This window comes from Cellvibrio sp. (assembly GCF_039207905.1).
In the GTDB taxonomy this organism is placed as follows: Bacteria; Pseudomonadota; Gammaproteobacteria; order Pseudomonadales; family Cellvibrionaceae; genus Cellvibrio.
This window is the reverse complement of record NZ_JBCECX010000028.1, coordinates 44,612-62,537: the sequence shown is the minus strand read 5'-3', so window position 1 is coordinate 62,537 and position 17,926 is coordinate 44,612. Positions and strand designations below refer to the sequence as shown.

Annotated in this window: 18 protein-coding genes; 12 read left to right on the top strand and 6 right to left on the bottom strand. The window is 48.7% G+C overall.

Annotation, left to right across the window (positions count from 1 at the left end; translation table 11 throughout):
* Together fmt and def are read right to left on the bottom strand one after the other, a co-directional pair.
* Positions 1-519, bottom strand: a 519-nt coding sequence (fmt, locus tag AAGC78_RS16080; RefSeq protein WP_435785119.1) for a methionyl-tRNA formyltransferase, incomplete at its 3' end; no start/stop codon positions are given.
* A 75-nt stretch (positions 520-594) separates the two neighbouring features.
* On the bottom strand, positions 595-1,104 hold the full coding sequence (gene def, locus AAGC78_RS16075; protein ID WP_435785118.1) for a peptide deformylase: 510 nt from the start codon (positions 1,102-1,104) through the stop codon (positions 595-597).
* A 155-nt stretch (positions 1,105-1,259) separates the two neighbouring features.
* On the opposite strand from def, the gene AAGC78_RS16070 reads away from it, so the two are divergent.
* From AAGC78_RS16070 to AAGC78_RS16040, 7 genes are all read left to right on the top strand, one after another.
* Positions 1,260-2,312: a LysM peptidoglycan-binding domain-containing protein gene (locus AAGC78_RS16070; protein ID WP_435785117.1), complete on the top strand. Its 1,053-nt coding sequence runs from the start codon at positions 1,260-1,262 to the stop codon at positions 2,310-2,312.
* Between the two features lie 53 nt (positions 2,313-2,365).
* Positions 2,366-3,523: a DNA-processing protein DprA gene (gene dprA / locus AAGC78_RS16065; RefSeq protein WP_435785116.1), complete on the top strand. Its 1,158-nt coding sequence runs from the start codon at positions 2,366-2,368 to the stop codon at positions 3,521-3,523.
* A gap of 61 nt (positions 3,524-3,584) precedes the next feature.
* Positions 3,585-4,154 carry a Sua5/YciO/YrdC/YwlC family protein gene (locus AAGC78_RS16060; RefSeq protein WP_435785115.1) on the top strand — a complete coding sequence of 190 codons (570 nt, stop codon included), beginning with the start codon at positions 3,585-3,587 and terminating at the stop codon, positions 4,152-4,154.
* 122 nt (positions 4,155-4,276) lie between these two features.
* Complete coding sequence (gene hemF / locus AAGC78_RS16055; RefSeq protein ID WP_435785114.1) at positions 4,277-5,197, top strand: oxygen-dependent coproporphyrinogen oxidase; 921 nt, start codon at positions 4,277-4,279, stop codon at positions 5,195-5,197.
* Between the two features lie 45 nt (positions 5,198-5,242).
* Positions 5,243-6,073: a shikimate dehydrogenase gene (gene aroE, locus AAGC78_RS16050; RefSeq protein ID WP_435785113.1), complete on the top strand. Its 831-nt coding sequence runs from the start codon at positions 5,243-5,245 to the stop codon at positions 6,071-6,073.
* Positions 6,074-6,196: 123 nt separating this feature from the next.
* Entirely contained in the window at positions 6,197-7,003 is an 807-nt protein-coding gene (locus AAGC78_RS16045) for a hypothetical protein (RefSeq protein ID WP_435785112.1), read from the top strand.
* Between the two features lie 33 nt (positions 7,004-7,036).
* The gene (locus tag AAGC78_RS16040; protein ID WP_435785111.1) at positions 7,037-7,477 is read left to right on the top strand and encodes a YqaA family protein; all 441 of its coding nucleotides are present in this window, start codon (positions 7,037-7,039) and stop codon (positions 7,475-7,477) included.
* On the opposite strand, the gene AAGC78_RS16035 is transcribed toward AAGC78_RS16040, so the two are convergent.
* Positions 7,474-8,373: a LysR family transcriptional regulator gene (locus AAGC78_RS16035; RefSeq protein ID WP_435785110.1), complete on the bottom strand. Its 900-nt coding sequence runs from the start codon at positions 8,371-8,373 to the stop codon at positions 7,474-7,476. The two genes, AAGC78_RS16040 and AAGC78_RS16035, sit on opposite strands and share 4 nt — an antisense overlap.
* 166 nt (positions 8,374-8,539) lie before the next feature.
* Here AAGC78_RS16035 and AAGC78_RS16030 point away from each other — a divergent pair, with 166 nt between their 5' ends.
* Both AAGC78_RS16030 and AAGC78_RS16025 read left to right on the top strand, forming a co-directional pair.
* Positions 8,540-8,977, top strand: coding sequence for a DoxX family protein (locus AAGC78_RS16030; protein ID WP_435785109.1), 438 nt, complete (start codon positions 8,540-8,542; stop codon positions 8,975-8,977).
* A 75-nt stretch (positions 8,978-9,052) separates the two neighbouring features.
* Entirely contained in the window at positions 9,053-9,745 is a 693-nt protein-coding gene (locus AAGC78_RS16025; RefSeq protein WP_435785108.1) for a pirin family protein, read from the top strand.
* 69 nt (positions 9,746-9,814) lie between these two features.
* Here the strand turns inward: AAGC78_RS16025 and AAGC78_RS16020 are convergent, their stop codons facing one another.
* Genes AAGC78_RS16020 through AAGC78_RS16010 form a run of 3 tightly spaced genes read right to left on the bottom strand, consistent with a single transcriptional unit; the run spans position 9,815 to position 11,888 of the window.
* Positions 9,815-10,552: a hypothetical protein gene (locus AAGC78_RS16020; RefSeq protein ID WP_435785107.1), complete on the bottom strand. Its 738-nt coding sequence runs from the start codon at positions 10,550-10,552 to the stop codon at positions 9,815-9,817.
* 50 nt (positions 10,553-10,602) lie between these two features.
* Positions 10,603-11,283 carry a fumarylacetoacetate hydrolase family protein gene (locus AAGC78_RS16015; protein ID WP_435785106.1) on the bottom strand — a complete coding sequence of 227 codons (681 nt, stop codon included), beginning with the start codon at positions 11,281-11,283 and terminating at the stop codon, positions 10,603-10,605.
* 38 nt (positions 11,284-11,321) lie between these two features.
* The gene (locus tag AAGC78_RS16010) at positions 11,322-11,888 is read right to left on the bottom strand and encodes a gamma carbonic anhydrase family protein (protein WP_435785105.1); all 567 of its coding nucleotides are present in this window, start codon (positions 11,886-11,888) and stop codon (positions 11,322-11,324) included.
* 82 nt (positions 11,889-11,970) lie between these two features.
* Between AAGC78_RS16010 and prlC the strand changes: the two genes are divergently transcribed.
* From prlC to AAGC78_RS15995, 3 genes are all read left to right on the top strand, one after another.
* The gene (prlC, locus tag AAGC78_RS16005; RefSeq protein ID WP_435785104.1) at positions 11,971-14,037 is read left to right on the top strand and encodes an oligopeptidase A; all 2,067 of its coding nucleotides are present in this window, start codon (positions 11,971-11,973) and stop codon (positions 14,035-14,037) included.
* Positions 14,037-14,288: a YheV family putative zinc ribbon protein gene (locus AAGC78_RS16000; RefSeq protein WP_435785103.1), complete on the top strand. Its 252-nt coding sequence runs from the start codon at positions 14,037-14,039 to the stop codon at positions 14,286-14,288. The genes prlC and AAGC78_RS16000 overlap by 1 nt, the downstream gene beginning before the upstream one ends.
* Before the next feature lie 512 nt (positions 14,289-14,800).
* Entirely contained in the window at positions 14,801-17,884 is a 3,084-nt protein-coding gene (locus AAGC78_RS15995) for a TonB-dependent receptor (protein ID WP_435785102.1), read from the top strand.
* The last annotated feature ends 42 nt before the right edge of the window (positions 17,885-17,926 follow it).

The window sequence follows — 17,926 nt, the reverse complement described above, 5'->3', positions numbered from 1 at the left end:
GATGAGCTTATCGTGCAGGCTTCCGCCAGTATCGTCGTTTAATATCGGGCAAAATGCTTTGATCAGCATATCGCCCGTATCCAGGCCTACATCCATTTGCATGATGGTCACACCGGTCTCGTTATCACCCGCTTCAATGGCGCGCTGGATCGGTGCTGCACCGCGCCAGCGCGGCAAAATAGACGCATGGACATTAATACAACCGAGGCGCGGGGTATCGAGCACGACTTTTGGGAGGATCAAACCGTAAGCCACTACGACCATCAAATCGACATTGAGTGATTCCAGTTCGGCAACGGCCTCAGGGCTTTTGAAGTTAAGCGGTTGGTAAACCGGGATATTGTGCGCAAGCGCGACTTCTTTTACCGGGCTGGCGCTCAGTTTTTTGCCGCGACCAGCAGGGCGGTCAGGCTGCGAGTAAACCGCGATAACCTGATGGCGGCTGCCTAATACGGCTTTTAAATGCTCGGCGGCAAATTCGGGAGTGCCAGCGAAGATGATGCGTAAACCCTGGGTCATGCAAAAACCTTGTGAAAGTAATTTCGGATCAATAAAAAAGGCGCTAAGCAGCGCCTTGTTTCCGCCTCTGGCGCCTTAGCGCGCTTCGGCTTTGTGTTTCTTTTCCAGCTTGGCGCGGATGCGCGTGCGCTTGAAGGGCGATATGTGATCCACAAACAGCTTGCCATTGAGGTGATCCAACTCGTGCTGGATGCACACGGCAAGCAGCCCTTGCGGTTCAATCTCAAACGGATTGCCATCGCGATCCAGCGCTTTTACGCGGATATGCTCGGGGCGCACGACTGTCTCGTAAAAGCCGGGAACTGACAGGCATCCTTCGTCATATTCGCTGACTTCTGCGTCAAGCACCTCAATTTCAGGATTAATAAATACCAGCGGCTGGGATTTATCCTCACTGACGTCTATAACTACTACGCGCTTGTGGACATTCACTTGCGATGCAGCGAGTCCGATGCCGGGAGCGTCGTACATGGTTTCGAACATATCGGCGACCAAGCGGCGAATATTGTCGTCCACTTCTGTGACGGGTTTGGCGACAGTACGCAGCCGTGGGTCTGGAAATTCAAGGATAGGTAACAAGGCCATAGTGTTTGTGACAAACTTCTAGTAAAAAGGTAATAACCGCTGCTAACATGATGATCGCACAGGATTTATGCAGTGCAACCGGAAACAGCATGGGCTTTTAATTAACTATTATACGTCTATCTGCCTCAGGACCGAATAAAACAGGATCGGTTTCTATGAAAAAAATATTATTGGCCGTTGCGGCGGCTTCATTCATTAGCTTCTTTTCATGGGCTGATGACGCACTGCTTAAAACGGGTCATCCCGACGAATATACCGTTAAAAAGGGCGATACCCTCTGGGATATCTCCGGCACCTTTTTGAACAGCCCTTGGCTGTGGCCCGAGATTTGGCATGTTAACCCCCAAATCGAAAACCCTCATCTGATTTTTCCTGGCGATTTGATCAAGCTGATTTATCTTGATGGACAGCCACGTCTCACCGTTGAGCGCACCCTGAAAATGGTGCCGGGCGGTGGCGGTATCAATGGTGCAACCAAGTTGAGCCCGAGTATTCGCGTGCAACAAGCAGATGAGGCCATCAGCTCGATTCCGCTTGATAAAATTGATGCTTTCTTGTCGCGCAGTCGTATTGTCGAACCGGGAGAACTCGAAAAAGGCCCTTATATGCTTGCTGGCCAACAGCAACATGTAATCGTCGGTGAAGGAGATCGAGCATATGCTCGTGGAAATTTTGACGCGCAGTACAGCAATTACGGTATTTATCGTAAAGGCCAGTCATTTAAAGATCCTGTGACTAAAGAGTTTTTGGGTATTTATGCGCAAGGCATTGGCACAGTGGCTGTTACCAAGATGGATGGTGATATCGCAACCTTGGATATTCTTCGTACATATGAAGAAGTGCGTCCAGGCGATAGTTTATTACCCAGCGAAGACCGTTTGGTCGACTCGATCTTTTTCCCTAGTGCACCCGATACTGATATCAATGCACAGATTATCGCTGTTGAAGGTGGTGTTTCCCAGGTTGGAAAGTTCAATGTGGTGATCATTAACCGCGGTGAGCGTGAAGGTCTACAGATTGGTAATGTTCTTGCGATTTTTAAAGCTGGTGAGTTGGTTACCGATCGTGTTAAAGGCGGCAAAGTAGCTCTTCCTGATGAGCGCGCGGGTTTGCTAATGGTATTTCGCACCTTTGAAAAAATGAGTTTTGGTTTGGTACTGGAAGCTGATCGCGCGTTAGCTATTAACGATAAAGCGCGTAATCCCTAAGATTGTTATATCGGCTGCCCCGCTGCGGGCAGCATGTTTCAAGGATGATATCTATGCTCTCCCCGCTCGCGGCTACCCTGCTTATTTTACGTCTTCCCGATATTGGTGTTGCCGGATATTGGCGACTGCAAGAATTACTCGATCATCCTCTCCAGCTTCTTGACCTACCAACACAATCGTTGCGCTCGCTCTTAAAATCTCCTGCAGCCGATATGCTGAGCCAATTTCGCAGCAATCCGGAAGCGAGTGAGATTGGCCGCAAACTGGCTGCTGACCTTGCTTATATAGAGTCCCAATCCAATCTGCAGTGTCTTGTCTACGATGATCCGCTTTATCCGCGCCTGCTGCGTGAAATCCCTCGTCCACCACCACTGCTGTATGTGCGCGGTGATCCAACTTGCCTAAGTCTGCCGCAATTGGCGATTGTGGGCAGCCGAAACCCCAGCGGTGGCGGCAGTGAAAATGCTGAGCGGTTTGCGCATTATTTGGCGGAGCGCGGTTTTGCGATCACCAGTGGGTTGGCATTAGGCATTGATGCAGCGGCGCATCGCGGTGCCTTGCGTGCAAAAGGTAAAACCATTGCAGTGATGGGCACTGGTATCGATTTGGTCTATCCATCTCGCCACCGCCAACTGGCGCAAGAGATTATTGATAGTGGCGGTGCGCTGGTGAGCGAATTTCCATTGGGTACTGCTTCTCACGCCTGCAACTTTCCGCAGCGCAACCGGATTATCAGCGGTTTGAGTGGCGGCACTTTGGTGGTCGAAGCTGCTGTGCAAAGCGGTTCGCTGATCACCGCCTCTTATGCGCTGCAGCATGACCGCGAAGTGTTTGCAATTCCCGGTTCGATCCACAATCCGCTGGCACGGGGCTGTCATCAATTAATCCGCCAAGGCGCGACTTTAGTGGAAACGGCGCAGGATATTGTCGATCAATTGGCCGGGCTATTCAGCTACAAGCGCCAAGAGTTGCGGGCTGCACCACCACAAGAGGATTTATTCGTTACAACCACAGCGGAAAATATTGCGGAGCCGGAATTGGATCAGCATGAACAGGAGCTCTTGCAAGCGCTGGGTTACGATCCGCTGCCGATGGATCTTTTGGCCGAACGCACCGGCCTGGATATCGGCAATTTATCCGCGCAATTAATCGGTCTGGAAATCAAAGGTTTGGTGCAGCAAATAGGCGCTAGTTACCAGCGTACGTCATGAATGGTTGAGCTTGGGTGATAGCTCGGGTAGATTGGCAGCAACTGGATAATAGGTATCGCCCATGTTTGATTGGTCAATCAATCCCCGTATTCAATTTGCTGCCCACCAAATGAAACTCGGTGGTGTCATTGCTTACCCGACCGAGGCGGTCTGGGGTTTGGGATGCAATCCCTTCGATGAAGGTGCGGTGCTGGAGTTGCTGGCACTGAAGCAGCGTCCGGTCGAAAAAGGATTAATTCTCATCGCGGCCAATATCAAAATGTTTGCGCCCTTTATTGATCATTTGGATGACCTGCAACGCCAGCGTTTGAAGAATACCTGGCCTGGACCTGTCACTTGGCTAGTGCCTGCAAACGATTTAATTCCCCACTGGATCAGCGGCAATTTCAGCAGCGTGGCGCTGCGTGTTACGGGTCATCCTGTGGCTGCGGGGCTTTCGCGTGCATTTGGTGGCCCGCTGGTATCCACTTCTTGCAACACCCAAGGTATGCCACCGGCAACCAATATTCATCAGGTGCGGCGCTATTTTGGCGATGAACTGGATGCAATTACTTCCGGCCAAGTTGGACAGCGCGCCAATCCCTCCGAGATTCGTGATTTGCTCACCGGAGAAATTGTCCGCCCTGGTTGATTGGCATCAAGTATCTGTCGGAATCCTGCCGGGCGCACGCCCTCTCGCAGGGCAGCCCGCGTAAAATGGCAGTGTTCTGATCATCGCCATTTACGCACTCAACGCACAGCTAAGGTATTCACATGACACACTCACATGGGCCGGATAAAGCCGCCGTAAAAGCCTATTTGCTCGATTTACAAGATCGCATCTGCAACGCACTCGCTGCCGAAGATGGCGGAGCGCAATTTGTTGAAGATTCCTGGACGCGCGCCGAAGGTGGTGGCGGTCGCTCGCGGGTATTGGCGAATGGTGCCGTGATCGAAAAAGGCGGCGTGAATTTCTCCCATGTCCACGGCACGCAAATGCCTGCGTCTGCAACAGCGCATCGCCCCGAGCTTGCCGGGCGTGCCTTTGAGGCGATGGGGGTTTCGCTGGTGATCCATCCGCACAATCCCCACGTGCCCACCAGTCACGCAAATGTACGGTTTTTTATCGCCGAGAAAGAAGGCGCAGCACCTGTGTGGTGGTTTGGCGGTGGTTACGATCTAACCCCCTACTACGGCAATGAGGCGGATGTGATCCATTGGCACCAGACCGCCAAAAATGCTTGCGATCCATTGGGCGAGCATCTCTATCCAAGGTTCAAAAAATGGTGCGACGATTATTTCTATCTAAAACATCGCAATGAAGCGCGCGGTGTAGGTGGATTGTTTTTTGACGACTACAATGCAGAGAGCTTCGAGCACAGTTTTGCGTTGATGCAAGCCGTGGGCGACAGCTATGTTCCTGCCTACCAGCCAATCGTAAATGCACGTAAAGCTACGTCTTTTACGGAACGCGAGCGGGATTTCCAACTCTACCGTCGCGGACGCTATGTAGAGTTCAATCTTGTGTATGATCGCGGCACTTTGTTTGGCTTGCAGACTGGTGGCCGTACCGAGTCAATTTTAATGTCCCTGCCGCCATTGGTGCGTTGGGAGTATGACTGGCATCCCGAAGCTGGCAGTGCAGAAGCGGAGTTGTACGAAAAATTCTTACCGCACCGCGACTGGCTGAAATAAATTTTTGCTAGTCTTTAAACCGATTTGATTTTATTTGGATGATTCATGACCGATTTATATGCCGTGTTCGGCAACCCGATTAACCACAGCAAGTCGCCCCATATCCACCGCCAGTTTGCCGAGCAAACGGGTCAGGATATGCACTACACCAAGCAGTTGGTAAATGAAGGTGAGTTCGAGCAGGCAGCGCAGGATTTTTTTGCGCAAGGTGGCAAAGGTTTAAATATCACCGTACCTTTTAAATTAAATGCGTTTGAATTTGCGCAAAAACGCACCGCGCGCGCCGAGCGTGCCGGTGCGGTAAATACGCTCGCACGTTTGGCCGACGGCACTATCTTGGGGGACAATACCGACGGTATAGGCATGGTCCACGATATGCACAACCTCGGCTGGGAAATTGAAGGCAAGCGTGTGCTTATTCTCGGCGCGGGCGGTGCAGTGCGCGGAATATTGCAGCCCTTGCTGGAAGAAAATCCGGCGCAAGTGGTGATCGCTAATCGCACCAAAAGCAAAGCGGACGAGCTGGCAAAAAATTTTCACGACCTGGGCAATGTGCAGGCAAAAGCATTTGAGCAATTGACCGGTGAAGTGTTTGATATTGTTATCAATGGCACATCGGCGAGCATGCAGGGTGAATTGCCGCCGCTGCCGGACAATTTGCTCGCAGCCAACGCGTGTTGTTACGACATGATGTACGGTGCCGAGCCAACGATTTTTTTGCGTTGGGCTATAGAGCGCGGTGCGACACAATCTGCTGACGGTTTGGGCATGTTGATTGGCCAGGCTGCAGAAGCTTTTTATTTGTGGCGACAAATTCGTCCGGAAGTAATTCCGGTAATTACTGCAATGCGTCGGCAGATTGCCGAGAAAAAATAATAAATTTTAAACTCGCTTCACATGGCTAATGTGTAGATGCCATGGTTATTGAGGTGTTCTGTGATAAAACCTGATCGCCCCCACTATCATCCTGTTCGCACTTGGTTTGCGCACTGGTGTGTTATGGGGGCGTTATTATTGGGTCAGGCTGTTGCTGCAGAACCCTTAACAGTTACTCTCTCCGGCACTGGCAAAACCAATCCCAACGAACCCTACTATTATTTTGTCCAGATGCTGACACTCGCGCTGGAAAAAACGCGCGCGAGTGATGGCGATTTTAAAATTGATTTCCTTGATCACAAAGGTGGAATCGAGCGCGATCGCACCATGCTGGCGAGCGGTACGGGCATCGATCTTATGTGGGGTTCAGTTACTCGTGCTCGTGCAGAAGAAGTGCGGATAATCAATATTGATTTACTGAAAGGCTTGAATAATTATCGGGTGTTACTGATCAATAAAAAATCCCAACCTGATTTTGAAAAAGTAACCACACTGTCCGATCTTAAAAAGTTTAAAGCAGGATCAGGCACCTATTGGACTGATGGCAGGATATTGGATTACAACGGTTTCAGTGTTGTTTACGGGGCTAATTACAATGGCCTGTTTAAAATGCTAAGCATGAATCGCTATGATTTTCTATCGCGCGGCTTACATGAAATAGGCAATGATTTGGCTGCATTTGGCGATCTGGGTTTGATGCAAGAGCAAAGTCTGCTGCTTAAGTATGACATTCCCATCCGCTACTGCTTTTTTGTTAACAAGAGCAATGAGAAGCTTGCAGAAAGAGTCGAACGTGGCCTGATAGCCGCGCAGGCTGACAGAAGCTTCGACAAATTATTTTTGCAGATGGCAATGTTTAAATATGGCCACGACATTTTGCAAAACTCCAACCGACGTGTTCTTGTTATTCGCTCCATTCCCAATCTTTAATTAGTGCCAGTCATCGCTGCGGCGTAAATTTTATTGAGCGCTGTATCTATGGTTTATCTCAGTCTTTTTATCACCGCATTTGTCGCGGCCACACTGTTTCCACTTTCCTCAGAAGCACTGCTTGCCACGCTTTTGTATCAGGATTATTCGCCGGTGTTGTTATGGTTGGCTGCAACGAGTGGTAACACATTGGGTTCCTGTTTGAATTGGTATTTGGGTAAACAGTGTTTGCATTGGCAGGATAAAAAATGGTTCCCCGTCAAACCCGCGCAGCTGGAGCGCGCGCAACACCATTTTCAGCGCTACGGATTATTTTCACTATTGTTTGCCTGGCTGCCGTTGATAGGTGATCCGCTCACGTTGATTGCAGGTGTGATGCGTGTTTCTTTTTGGAAGTTTTTGCTGTTGGTGGCACTCGGCAAATCGCTTCGCTATGCATTGGTGATATATATCACGCTACAGGCGCTGAATTAATATGAGTTAAACCAATTCGATTTCAAACACGCATCCACAAACCATCCCAATGCTTTCCCGCTGCTGCCTTTGCGCCACGCCAAATACAATGGAATATTCGGGCGCGGCACGGAACAATCCAATACCACTAATTCACCGTTTGCAATTTCGCTCTGAATCAAATGCTTTGGTAAAAAACCTACACCGGTGCCCATGATATGGGCCTGGATTTTTGCGCTCGCATTGGCGACACGAATAATTTGTCGGCTCTCCAGCAAGCCCGATGATCGCCCCGGTGAGCTAACGGATGAATCGGCGATGATGATGGTGGGAAAGGCGCTGATGGCGGCGGCATCCACTGGCCCTTTGTGCAAACACAGGGGATGTTCTTTGGCGACTGCAAATACAAATTCCACTTCACCCATTAAGCGATATTCAAAAATGCCTTTGGGCAGATCGCCGCTGGCGCCAAGTGCAAGATCGCAGCGCTCGGCAATCAATGCATCCCAGGTACCACCCAATACCTCCTCGCTGATAGTGATGGCAACGCGCTTATCCAACAGGTTAAACGCATTGATCTGCTGCAGTAGCGGTGCGAGCGGCAGCACTGTGTCTTTGGCGATGCGCAGTTGTGTCTCCCAGCCGGATTCCAACTGTTGCACCGCCTCTTCTATCGCATTGGCCGCTTGTAATAGCTGGCGTCCCTGTTCCAGCAACAGCCGCCCCGCCGCCGTTAGCTGGGCGCGCTGTTTAGTGCGATCAAAAAGACTGATGCCTAGGTCGGATTCCAGTTTTTGTACGGTGTAGGACAGGGCTGATGGCACCTTGAACAAGGCCTCGGCTGCCGCGCCGAAACTGCCCTTGCGCTCAATGGCATCAAGGACTCTGAGGGCATCCAGGGTGATGGCGTGGTGCATAAATACTGGCCTTTTCTGATTGTTCAAAAAATTTGAACTAATGGCTCAAAATGTTCCGCTTTTTTGTTGCCGTCTGCAAGCCTAATCTAGCAACAAGTGAGGCGAACAAGCAGTTAGCGCGGCGCCAAACCAACTAACCCAACATCAAATTTTTCGGAGCAACATCATGAGCACAATCAAAAACATCATCGCTACCAACAACAGTTATTCAGCCTTAGCTCTGCGTTTACCTTTAGGGATCATCTTCGCGGCCCACGGCGCACAAAAGTTGTTTGGCTGGTTTGGCGGCTACGGCCTGGAAGGCACCGGTCAGTGGATGGCATCTATCGGCCTTGAGCCAGGCGTGTTGATGGCGGCGCTGTCGGGTTCGGCGGAATTTTTCGGCGGCCTGTTTTTGATCCTCGGTTTGCTGACTCGCCCTACCGCGTTGGTGCTGGCTGTGACCATGCTGGTTGCAATTTTCAGCGTACATATCAGCAACGGTTTGTTTATGAGCAACAACGGTTATGAGTTTGGCTTGGCGCTGCTGGCCGGTGCGGTTTCCCTGCTGATTTCCGGTGGTGGTCGTGCAAGTGCCGACAGTGTGATCGTCAACAAAATCTAAACCTGAACAGATTGAATGGATTAAAAATTAGCACGCGGCGCCTTATTAACGCGCCGCAAAAAAATGAGGTGACCTATGATCAGCATTAGACAAAGTAAGCAACGTGGCAGCGCCAACTTCGGTTGGTTGGATAGCAAACATACTTTTTCATTCGGCAATTATTACGACGAGCAACACATGGGATTTTCTGCCCTGCGCGTGATAAACGATGATCGTGTTGCGGCGGATTCCGGTTTTGCTACTCATGGTCACCGCGATATGGAAATTATCAGTTATGTGCTCGACGGTGAAATTGCACACAAAGATAGCGAGGGCAATGTTGCGACTTTACCGCCGGGTGAATTCCAATTGATGTCAGCGGGTAGCGGAATTCGTCACAGCGAATTTAATCCGTCGCCAACCAAGTCACTGCACTTTTTGCAAATCTGGATTCAACCAAATGTGTACGGCCAAACGCCGGGTTATCAGCAAAAAGATTTCGGTAGTAACAAAGGTTTAACGCTTGCGGTAAGCCCGGATGGTGAAGCAGGTAGTTTGGTAATCAAACAAGATGCGCGTTTATACCAACTCTTGCTTGATGTAAATACCAGTGCTGAATTGCCAGCGTCAGCACAGCGCAAATATTACGTACATGTCATCAATGGCGAACTGGAAATTGAAGGCAAAGTAGTTAAGCCGGGTGATGGTGCAAAAATCGAAGATATCACCGTATTGACGATGGTTGCGCGGCAAGAGGCGGTAAAGGCATTGGTGTTTGATTTGCCTTGATATTATAAAAGCGGCAATAGCCGCTTTTATTTACAATACTTGATTGGTTTAATTGTCTTGTGCCGACCCTTATTTTAATAAGGTGTCGGTTACTGTATATTCTATAACTCCAATTTCCTTGGTTTGTCTTCCTTTAATTTTCACATCTCTAATTGTGATTCCTTGTGAAAAATCGTTTTCAGTGATGTTTATTCTTTGAAGAATTTCTGTAACCTTTGATTCATTGCTTTTAATGATTTCAAAGATCAGATTTTTATTATCCGTTCCACCATATCGTAACGCCCAGCTATCAATGTTTGTGCTGTTGCTATTGGAAGGGGTGGCAAAAAAGTCGCCTCGTTGATTTATATTCCAGCGTCTTCCTATTTTTCTACCATCAACCTGAACAAGTGCTTCTGTGGTAGCCATCTTTTCATTGCTATCTAAAATTATACCGATTCCCCCGTGATGATAATCTGGTGTGGTAAAGACGATTAAATCACCAGATTTTCCATCATTATATAAATGAGTTCCCATCCACAAAGAATTTTCAGGGAATTGTTGCGAGGTTGGCGATCTAGGAACAATCTTTTCCTGTCCGCCAACTTCGTTTTTATATATGTATCTATTTACTACGAAAATGGTATCCCCAATACTTGCAGTGCACTTTGCTCCAGTGGTGCAATCGATAATAGATAGATATTTTTCTTCTGATTTTGCCTCAGGCCTTTCTTTTCTTTCTACAGGATTTTCGAGTTTTTTAGTGTAAACACTGTATGCGCAACCCTGTAGGATTGTCATAAACATTAATAGAATCGTTAATTTCATTTTTTGGTTCTCTTGAAATTTTATAGTTTGTAGCTGATTTTTTAATGCTATTAATTCATAGGGTGAACATTAAGAATAAGCTCTTGAGGGAAGCCCTCCAGTGCTGCACACAATTTGTCGCCGGGATTTACTTTCCCAACACCCGCCGGTGTGCCGGTAAAAATCAAATCGCCCGCTTCCAGTTTTATATAGCGCGATACTTCTACAATTAATTCCGGAACTGACCAGATCATATCACGCCAGTTGCCGCGCTGTACTTCTTCGCTGTTGCGCGTTAAGACCAAATCGCCGAATTGTTCGAGATCGGCGAGCGTGCCGGTTTGGATGGCGGTGCAAGGTGCTGAGCCATCAAAACCTTTGGCGAGTTCCCAAGGGCGGCCCAATTTTTTTGCTTCCTTTTGGATGTCGCGGCAGGTCATATCCAAACCTACCGCAAAACCACTGACATAATCGGCCGCGTGTTCGCGCGCAATTTTATGGCCGGATTTGCCAATCGCGATAACTAACTCAATTTCGTGTTCAACCTGTTGCGAAAAATCCGGATGGATAAAGTCGTCGCCATTTTGTGCCAGCGAACTTTGCGGTTTAAAAAAGAAAAACGGCGGCTCGCGCTCAGGGTCGTGTCCCATTTCGCGCGCGTGCTCGGCGTAGTTGCGGCCGATGCAAATAATTTTATTGACTGCAAAGCGCGCATCGCTGTTGCCAATAATCGGTAGAGAATAATTCGCCATAATAAATCCACGCAAAAAAAATGAAAATAAACGAAAAATTAGTCGAGGCTCGCCGCATCGAGCGAGGCGTTATTTTCGGCGATGTAGTTATCTTTTAATTTCACATAATTGCCAGCGGAATAAGTAAAAAAGCGACGCTCGCTCTCTTTAAGCGGACGCGCTTGTTTTACCGGCGAGCCGACATACAAAAACCCGGATTCAAGTCGCTTGCCGGGCGGCACGAGTGAACCAGCGCCGATAATCACTTCATCTTCTACCACTGCACCATCGAGCACGGTGGTGCCAATACCGATCAGTACGCGGTTGCCAATTGCACAACCGTGTAGGCAAACGGAATGGCCGACGGTCACGTCATCGCCAATAATCAGCGGGTGGCCGGCCGGGTTGTAATCGCTGGCGTGGGTGATGTGCAGAACCGAGCCGTCTTGCACGCTGGTGCGCGCGCCTATGCGGATTTTGTGCATATCGCCGCGGATCACCACACAGGGCCAGACGGAGGCGTCATCGCCTAATACCACATCGCCAATCACGACTGCCGATTCATCGACAAAAACCCGCGCACCTAATTGCGGCGAATGACCTTGGTAATTTCTAATTGCGCCCATAGATATGCTCCTGAAAACCCGCTCATTGATGGGTGTATGATACGTCAAACCCCGCCCGTTTTTCGCCTTACGGAGTCAACGCATGACCAATCCTTTACTCGCAAGCCATACCTTGCCGCCTTTTTCTGCCATTTCCGCTGAGCAGGTAACGCCTGCGATCAGTGAGTTGATCGATCAGGGGCGCGCGCAGCTTGAACAATTGCTCGCCAATTTGCCCAACCCAAGCTGGGCGAGCCTAATTGCTCCGCTGGAGGCACAGGGTGATAAGTTGGATCAGGCCTGGTCGCCGGTGAGCCATTTGAATTCGGTCGCCAATAGCGATGAATTGCGCAAAGCCTATACCGAAAGTGTGGCGTTGCTGACCGATTACAGCACCGAATTTAGCCAGAACGAAGCGCTCTACAAGGCGTATCAACAACTGGCTGATAGCGAAGAATTTGCGCAGTTGACTCAAGCGCAACAACAAACCATCAACAATGCATTGCGCGATTTTCGCTTGGGCGGCGTTGCATTAAATGCGGCGGATAAAAAACGTTTTGGCGAAATCCAGAAGCGCTTGTCAGAGTTGTCCACGCAATTTTCCAACAACGTGCTTGATGCAACTCAGGCATGGTTTAAACATTTTGAAACCGCCGATGCACTTGCCGGTTTACCCGAATCGGCACTTGCACAAGCAGCGCAAGCTGCTGCACAAAAAGAATTGCAGGGCTATGTAATCACCCTCGATTTTCCGTCCTACTATGCAGTCATCATGTATGCCGACAATCGCGCACTGCGCGAAGAAATTTACACCGCTTATGTCACCCGCGCATCGGCGCAAGCAAAAAAATCCGATGGCAGTTCGGCGGCTGAATTTGATAACACAAGTATCATCGCTGAAACATTAGCGCTGCGTCATGAGTTAGCGCAATTGCTCGGTTTTGCCAATTACGCCGAGCGTTCGCTCGCAAGCAAAATGGCGGAGACACCGGCGCAAGTGGTGCAGTTTTTAAATGAACTCTCACAGAAATCGAAACCTTATGCCGAGCGCGATTACGCCGAGTTGCGTGAGTTTGCTGCGCGCCATAACTGCGCTGATTTGCAGGCATGGGACACAACTTATTTCAGCGAAAAATTGCGCGTAGAAAAATATTCGGTATCGCAAGAAGAATTGCGCCCGTATTTTCCGGCGGAGAAAGTCATCGCCGGTATGTTTGAAGTAGTGCAGCGTTTATTCGGAATCCAGGTAAAACAAGTTGCCGAATTTGATACCTATCACCCGGATGTACGCTTCTATCATATTTTCAAAAATAACCAGCAGGTCGCCAGTTTTTATCTCGATTTATTTGCGCGCGATAAAAAACGCGGCGGTGCCTGGATGGCCGATTGCCGTGTGCGTCGCAAAACCGAATCCGGTGTGCAACTGCCCGTAGCATTTCTCACTTGTAATTTCACTCCGCCAGTAGGCGAAACTCCGTCGCTGCTCACGCACGATGAAGTGACGACACTGTTCCACGAATTTGGCCACGGCTTGCATCATATGTTGACGCAAATTGATGTTGCGGCAGTGAGCGGAATTAACGGCGTGGCTTGGGATGCGGTTGAATTACCCAGCCAATTTATGGAGAACTGGTGTTGGGAGCCGGAGGCGATTCCGCTTATTTCCGGCCACTACCAAACAGGCGAGCCGCTGCCGCAATCATTGCTCGATAAAATGCTCGCGGCGAAAAATTTCCAATCCGGTCTGCAAATGATTCGCCAGATTGAATTTTCGTTATTTGATTTCCGTTTGCATGCCGAATATGACCCGGCTGCACCAAAATCAGCGCAAGATGTATTAAACGAAGTGCGCGCACAGGTTGCAGTGATTAAACCACCGGCGTTTAACCGTTTTGAAAATAGTTTCAGCCATATTTTTGCCGGCGGTTATGCCGCGGGTTATTACAGTTACAAATGGGCAGAAGTGTTATCAGCGGATGCCTACTCGCGTTTTGAAGAAGAAGGTATTTTTAATCAGCACACGGGCGAAAGTTTCCTGAACGAAATTTTGCAGCAAGGTGGTAGCCAAGCACCGATGGAATTATTTAAAAAATTCCGTGGTCGTGAACCGAATATTGATGCGCTCTTGCGCCATTCGGGAATTGCCGATGTTTCGGGGGAGGCAGCCTGATGGCCTACAGCACTACACGCCGTTTTGTTGCGGGCGCAGTATGCCCGCGCTGCTCAGAGATGGACAAACTTGTTGTTTACAACGAATCTGGAAAAGATTATCGCGAATGCGTCGCCTGCGGTTACAAAGAGGAGATGCACTTTAAACCGGTGACACGCGAATTAGAAACGCGCGTGAACCAAACTGAAGAAGAAAAAAGAGACGCCATACAAGTTATAAATATCCTTCCTTTTAAAAAGCCTGATCACTAGATCGGGCTTTTTATCGCTTTATCCTTCTTATCAATATCCGAAATAAAAATCGCTAATAAATTATTTTTTATTGATAAAAACGATTTCGCTATCCGCCTATTTTCATTCTATAAGCCCGCAATTTATGCGGCATTGACCTTATAAATCATACTTTTTACTAATTAAAAAACATCTTAAAAGTGCTACCTAAACTTAGGTGCCGCGCCAATGTGTGGCGTGTCGTAACAGTTCCCCACTTTTTATACCGCTGTGTCATTTAGCATGTTGTGGTCAATATGAACATATGCTACTTGTATGCATGTCTCTGGCAGTCTTTTTGACGCTATCACTGCATCTAACAATAACTGCGGTAATAGTAACTGAGGTCATCCCTCCAGCACGGCTTTCAGAATTCATGAGCTAACAGGTGACACTCCGTTCAGGCGCAGTTTACTAGATGCCCTGTTCGACCAAGTACAACAGCAATATGCGGCAAGATCCTGATGATAATTAATCCAATTAAGGAGAGCTCCATGTATAAAACAGCAAAATTCAAAAAGAAACTCATAGCGACGGTGATCGCTTCGTCGGCGGTCACTGGCTTCAGCGGTTACGCATCCGCGCAAGACGATGTTGTCGAAGAGGTTACGGTAACCGGTATTCGTGCGTCGTTGGAACGTTCAATGGATGTTAAGCGCGATGCAGTGGGTGTGGTTGATGCCATTAGTGCGGAAGATATGGGTAAGTTCCCTGATACCAACTTGGCGGAATCGCTGCAGCGTATTACGGGTGTATCGATTAGCCGCAGCAATGGTGAAGGTTCGGAGGTTACCGTGCGTGGTTTTGGCGCGGGCAACAATATGGTGACGTTGAATGGTCGTACTATGCCTTCTGCATCAACGTTTAATGGTGGTGGTGGTGATTCAAGAGCCTTCGATTTCGCTAACATTGCATCAGAAGGTGTAAGTGGCGTACAAGTTTATAAAACCGGTAAAGCAGACATCACCACTGGTGGTATCGGCGCAACTATTAATATTTTGACTGCCAAGCCGTTGGATAAAGAAGGCTTCGTTGCCAGTATCGGCGCTAAAGCGGTAGTGGATACCACTAATCGCACCGGTGATGATGTAACGCCGGAGTTGTCCTCACTGTTTAGCTGGTCGAATGATGCATCTACTTTTGGTGTGGGCTTGAGCCTTAGCCATCAGGAGCGTGATTCAGGCTCCACCGGTGCTACCGTTAATGATTGGGGCATCTACACTTGGGATGACATCAATGCGCCAAGAAGAGCATGGAACAATCCTAATGTTGCAGTGGCGAATGAACCGGACCAAGGGCAGCTCTATTCACGCTTTTTTGATTTACGTTATGAGTTTACTAATACCGAGCGTACGCGCGATAACGCTCAGTTAACCCTCCAATTTGCACCTACTGAAGAATTTAAAGCGACTGTGGATTACACCTTCGCTGAAAATGAAATTCTGGAAGCGGCTGGTCAAACCGGTAACTGGATGCAACAGGGCGATAGAATCCAAGCGGTTGAATTTGATAACCAGGCAATCGCTACCATGATCTATGCTCGGGAGGCTTACCCGAATGCGATTGATGAAGGTTTTGAGCAGAACTGGAGAGAGCAAACTAACACGTTGAATTCTTTCGGTGCCAACTTTGAGTATCAAGTGAACGATGAGCTGAAGTTGATGCTGGACGTACATGATTCAGAAGTGCATAGCCGTGGTACAGGTCCTTTTGGTACCGGAGCTGTGCGTATGGCGTTGGGAGCGCCCATCGTGACTTCTCGTGAATGGTGGTTTGGTGGTGAATTCCCAACCGTTCTCAACCAATACAATGATGCTATCGCGGGGCGTGGAGCAAACGCAAACGGCCAGGTTGACGCTGGTGACGTGGGTTCTACCATGCTGAACCTGAACCAGGCGGATCAGAAATCCTCTATTACTCAAGTTAAGATTGATGGTATCTATGAGTTTGACAATGGTCGCTTTGATTTTGGTGTAGAAACTCGCGATATGGAATCCCATACGCTGAGATATGAATCAGGCAACGTTGCCTTGGGTAACTGGGATGCAAACTATCCCGGTGAGTTTGGTGACCTGATTAAGCCGTTTGATCTGCAAGGCGAGTTTGATGATTTCTCACCGAAAGCAGGTGGTTATGGCTTCATCGCTAACGCTGCCGATTTATATACTGCAGCAATGCAGATTCCTCGCTATGGTCAGCCACGTGTTGTTAATGGTGAAACCCTACCTGCGATTCTACCTGCAGCAATGAACCAGGCGGCTAATAACCTGGTAGTAGAAGAAACTCAAGCAGCCTATTTCCAAGTGGCTCTGGAAGGCAATCTGGGTGATATGCCGTTCAATATCTTAACTGGTTTGCGTTACGAAACTACCGATGTGGATTCAACGTCATTGGCTGCTGGTTACGCTTACATTTGGGAAGATAACAACGATGTTTCTATCCGGGTTGACCCAAACAAGCCGTCCAGCCTTCAGTCAGCTTCAGCCAGTTATGATAACTTACTGCCCAGCATAGACTTGACTCTCCATATTACAGATACGGTAATTGGTCGTTTCTCTACCAGCAAAACTATCGCCAGAGCGGGATTAGGCAGCTTGGGTGTATCGGCATCCAACTTTGGTGGCGGCGGTGGATCTACCTTCTTGGGTGCAAGACCTACAGCCAATGCTTCCAACCCTGGTTTATTACCGCTTGAATCAACCAACTTTGATATTTCGGCAGAATGGTATTACGACGATGCCAGCTATGTGTCTGTCGGTCTGTTTGAGAAAAACGTGCAAAACTTCATTGGTTCAGAGCAAGTAACCCGTGAATTACTGGGCATTCGTGATACAACCGGTGGTCCTAGAATACAGGCTGCAGCCGCGGCATTGGTTGCGGGAGGTTACGCACTCAACGATGATAACTTGCATGGACAGGCCGTTTTCACCGAGTTTGTTGATCTACCTAGCGGATACCATCCTGACTGGATTGCTGAGTTTGGTAATGTGCCATATACAGCAACCAATGCGCAAAACCAGTTTCTCGGTAGTAGAGAGGGCGGACTCTGGAACCTCTTCGATGACGCAGATGATCCATACGCAGTCTTCAGAACCAATACGCCCAACAATGGACGTGAAGCCAAAATTCATGGTATTGAATTTGCGGTGCAGCACTTCTTTGGTGAGACTGGCTTTGGTGTCCAGGCTAACTACACTCTCGTTCGCGGTGATGTAGGCTTTAATAATCTGGGCTCTCCGGACGTATCCCAATTCGCATTGATTGGTTTGAGTGATACAGCCAACCTCGTGGTTATGTATGAGAACGATCGTCTTCAGGCGCGTATTGCGTACAACTGGCGCGATGAGTACTTGAACGAGACCAGCAGAGGCGCCTTTAATAACCCTCGTTACATTGAGGCTTATTCACAAGTTGACGTCAACGTAAGTTACTCAGTGACAGATGCATTAACCTTGTCTTTCGAAGGTCTTAACGTCACTGGCGAAAACAGCCGTTCACATGGCCGTAATGAAGCGATGATGTGGGACTTGTGGGACTTGGGTGCTCGTTATCAGTTAGGTGCTCGTTACACGTTCTAATTAAATAGTTCCATTTAATTAAGCATCTTATCTCTGATAAGT

Bases quoted from the DNA above. Each gene is read 5' to 3' on its own strand.
- def (WP_435785118.1), bottom strand. From the start codon at position 1,104: ATGGCCTTGTTACCTATCCTTGAATTTCCAGACCCACGGCTGCGTACT.
- AAGC78_RS16070 (WP_435785117.1), top strand. From the start codon at position 1,260: ATGAAAAAAATATTATTGGCCGTTGCGGCGGCTTCATTCATTAGCTTC.
- dprA (WP_435785116.1), top strand. From the start codon at position 2,366: ATGCTCTCCCCGCTCGCGGCTACCCTGCTTATTTTACGTCTTCCCGAT.
- AAGC78_RS16060 (WP_435785115.1), top strand. From the start codon at position 3,585: ATGTTTGATTGGTCAATCAATCCCCGTATTCAATTTGCTGCCCACCAA.
- hemF (WP_435785114.1), top strand. From the start codon at position 4,277: ATGACACACTCACATGGGCCGGATAAAGCCGCCGTAAAAGCCTATTTG.
- aroE (WP_435785113.1), top strand. From the start codon at position 5,243: ATGACCGATTTATATGCCGTGTTCGGCAACCCGATTAACCACAGCAAG.
- AAGC78_RS16045 (WP_435785112.1), top strand. From the start codon at position 6,197: ATGGGGGCGTTATTATTGGGTCAGGCTGTTGCTGCAGAACCCTTAACA.
- AAGC78_RS16035 (WP_435785110.1), bottom strand. From the start codon at position 8,373: ATGCACCACGCCATCACCCTGGATGCCCTCAGAGTCCTTGATGCCATT.
- AAGC78_RS16030 (WP_435785109.1), top strand. From the start codon at position 8,540: ATGAGCACAATCAAAAACATCATCGCTACCAACAACAGTTATTCAGCC.
- AAGC78_RS16025 (WP_435785108.1), top strand. From the start codon at position 9,053: ATGATCAGCATTAGACAAAGTAAGCAACGTGGCAGCGCCAACTTCGGT.
- AAGC78_RS16020 (WP_435785107.1), bottom strand. From the start codon at position 10,552: ATGAAATTAACGATTCTATTAATGTTTATGACAATCCTACAGGGTTGC.
- AAGC78_RS16015 (WP_435785106.1), bottom strand. From the start codon at position 11,283: ATGGCGAATTATTCTCTACCGATTATTGGCAACAGCGATGCGCGCTTT.
- AAGC78_RS16010 (WP_435785105.1), bottom strand. From the start codon at position 11,888: ATGGGCGCAATTAGAAATTACCAAGGTCATTCGCCGCAATTAGGTGCG.
- prlC (WP_435785104.1), top strand. From the start codon at position 11,971: ATGACCAATCCTTTACTCGCAAGCCATACCTTGCCGCCTTTTTCTGCC.
- AAGC78_RS16000 (WP_435785103.1), top strand. From the start codon at position 14,037: ATGGCCTACAGCACTACACGCCGTTTTGTTGCGGGCGCAGTATGCCCG.
- AAGC78_RS15995 (WP_435785102.1), top strand. From the start codon at position 14,801: ATGTATAAAACAGCAAAATTCAAAAAGAAACTCATAGCGACGGTGATC.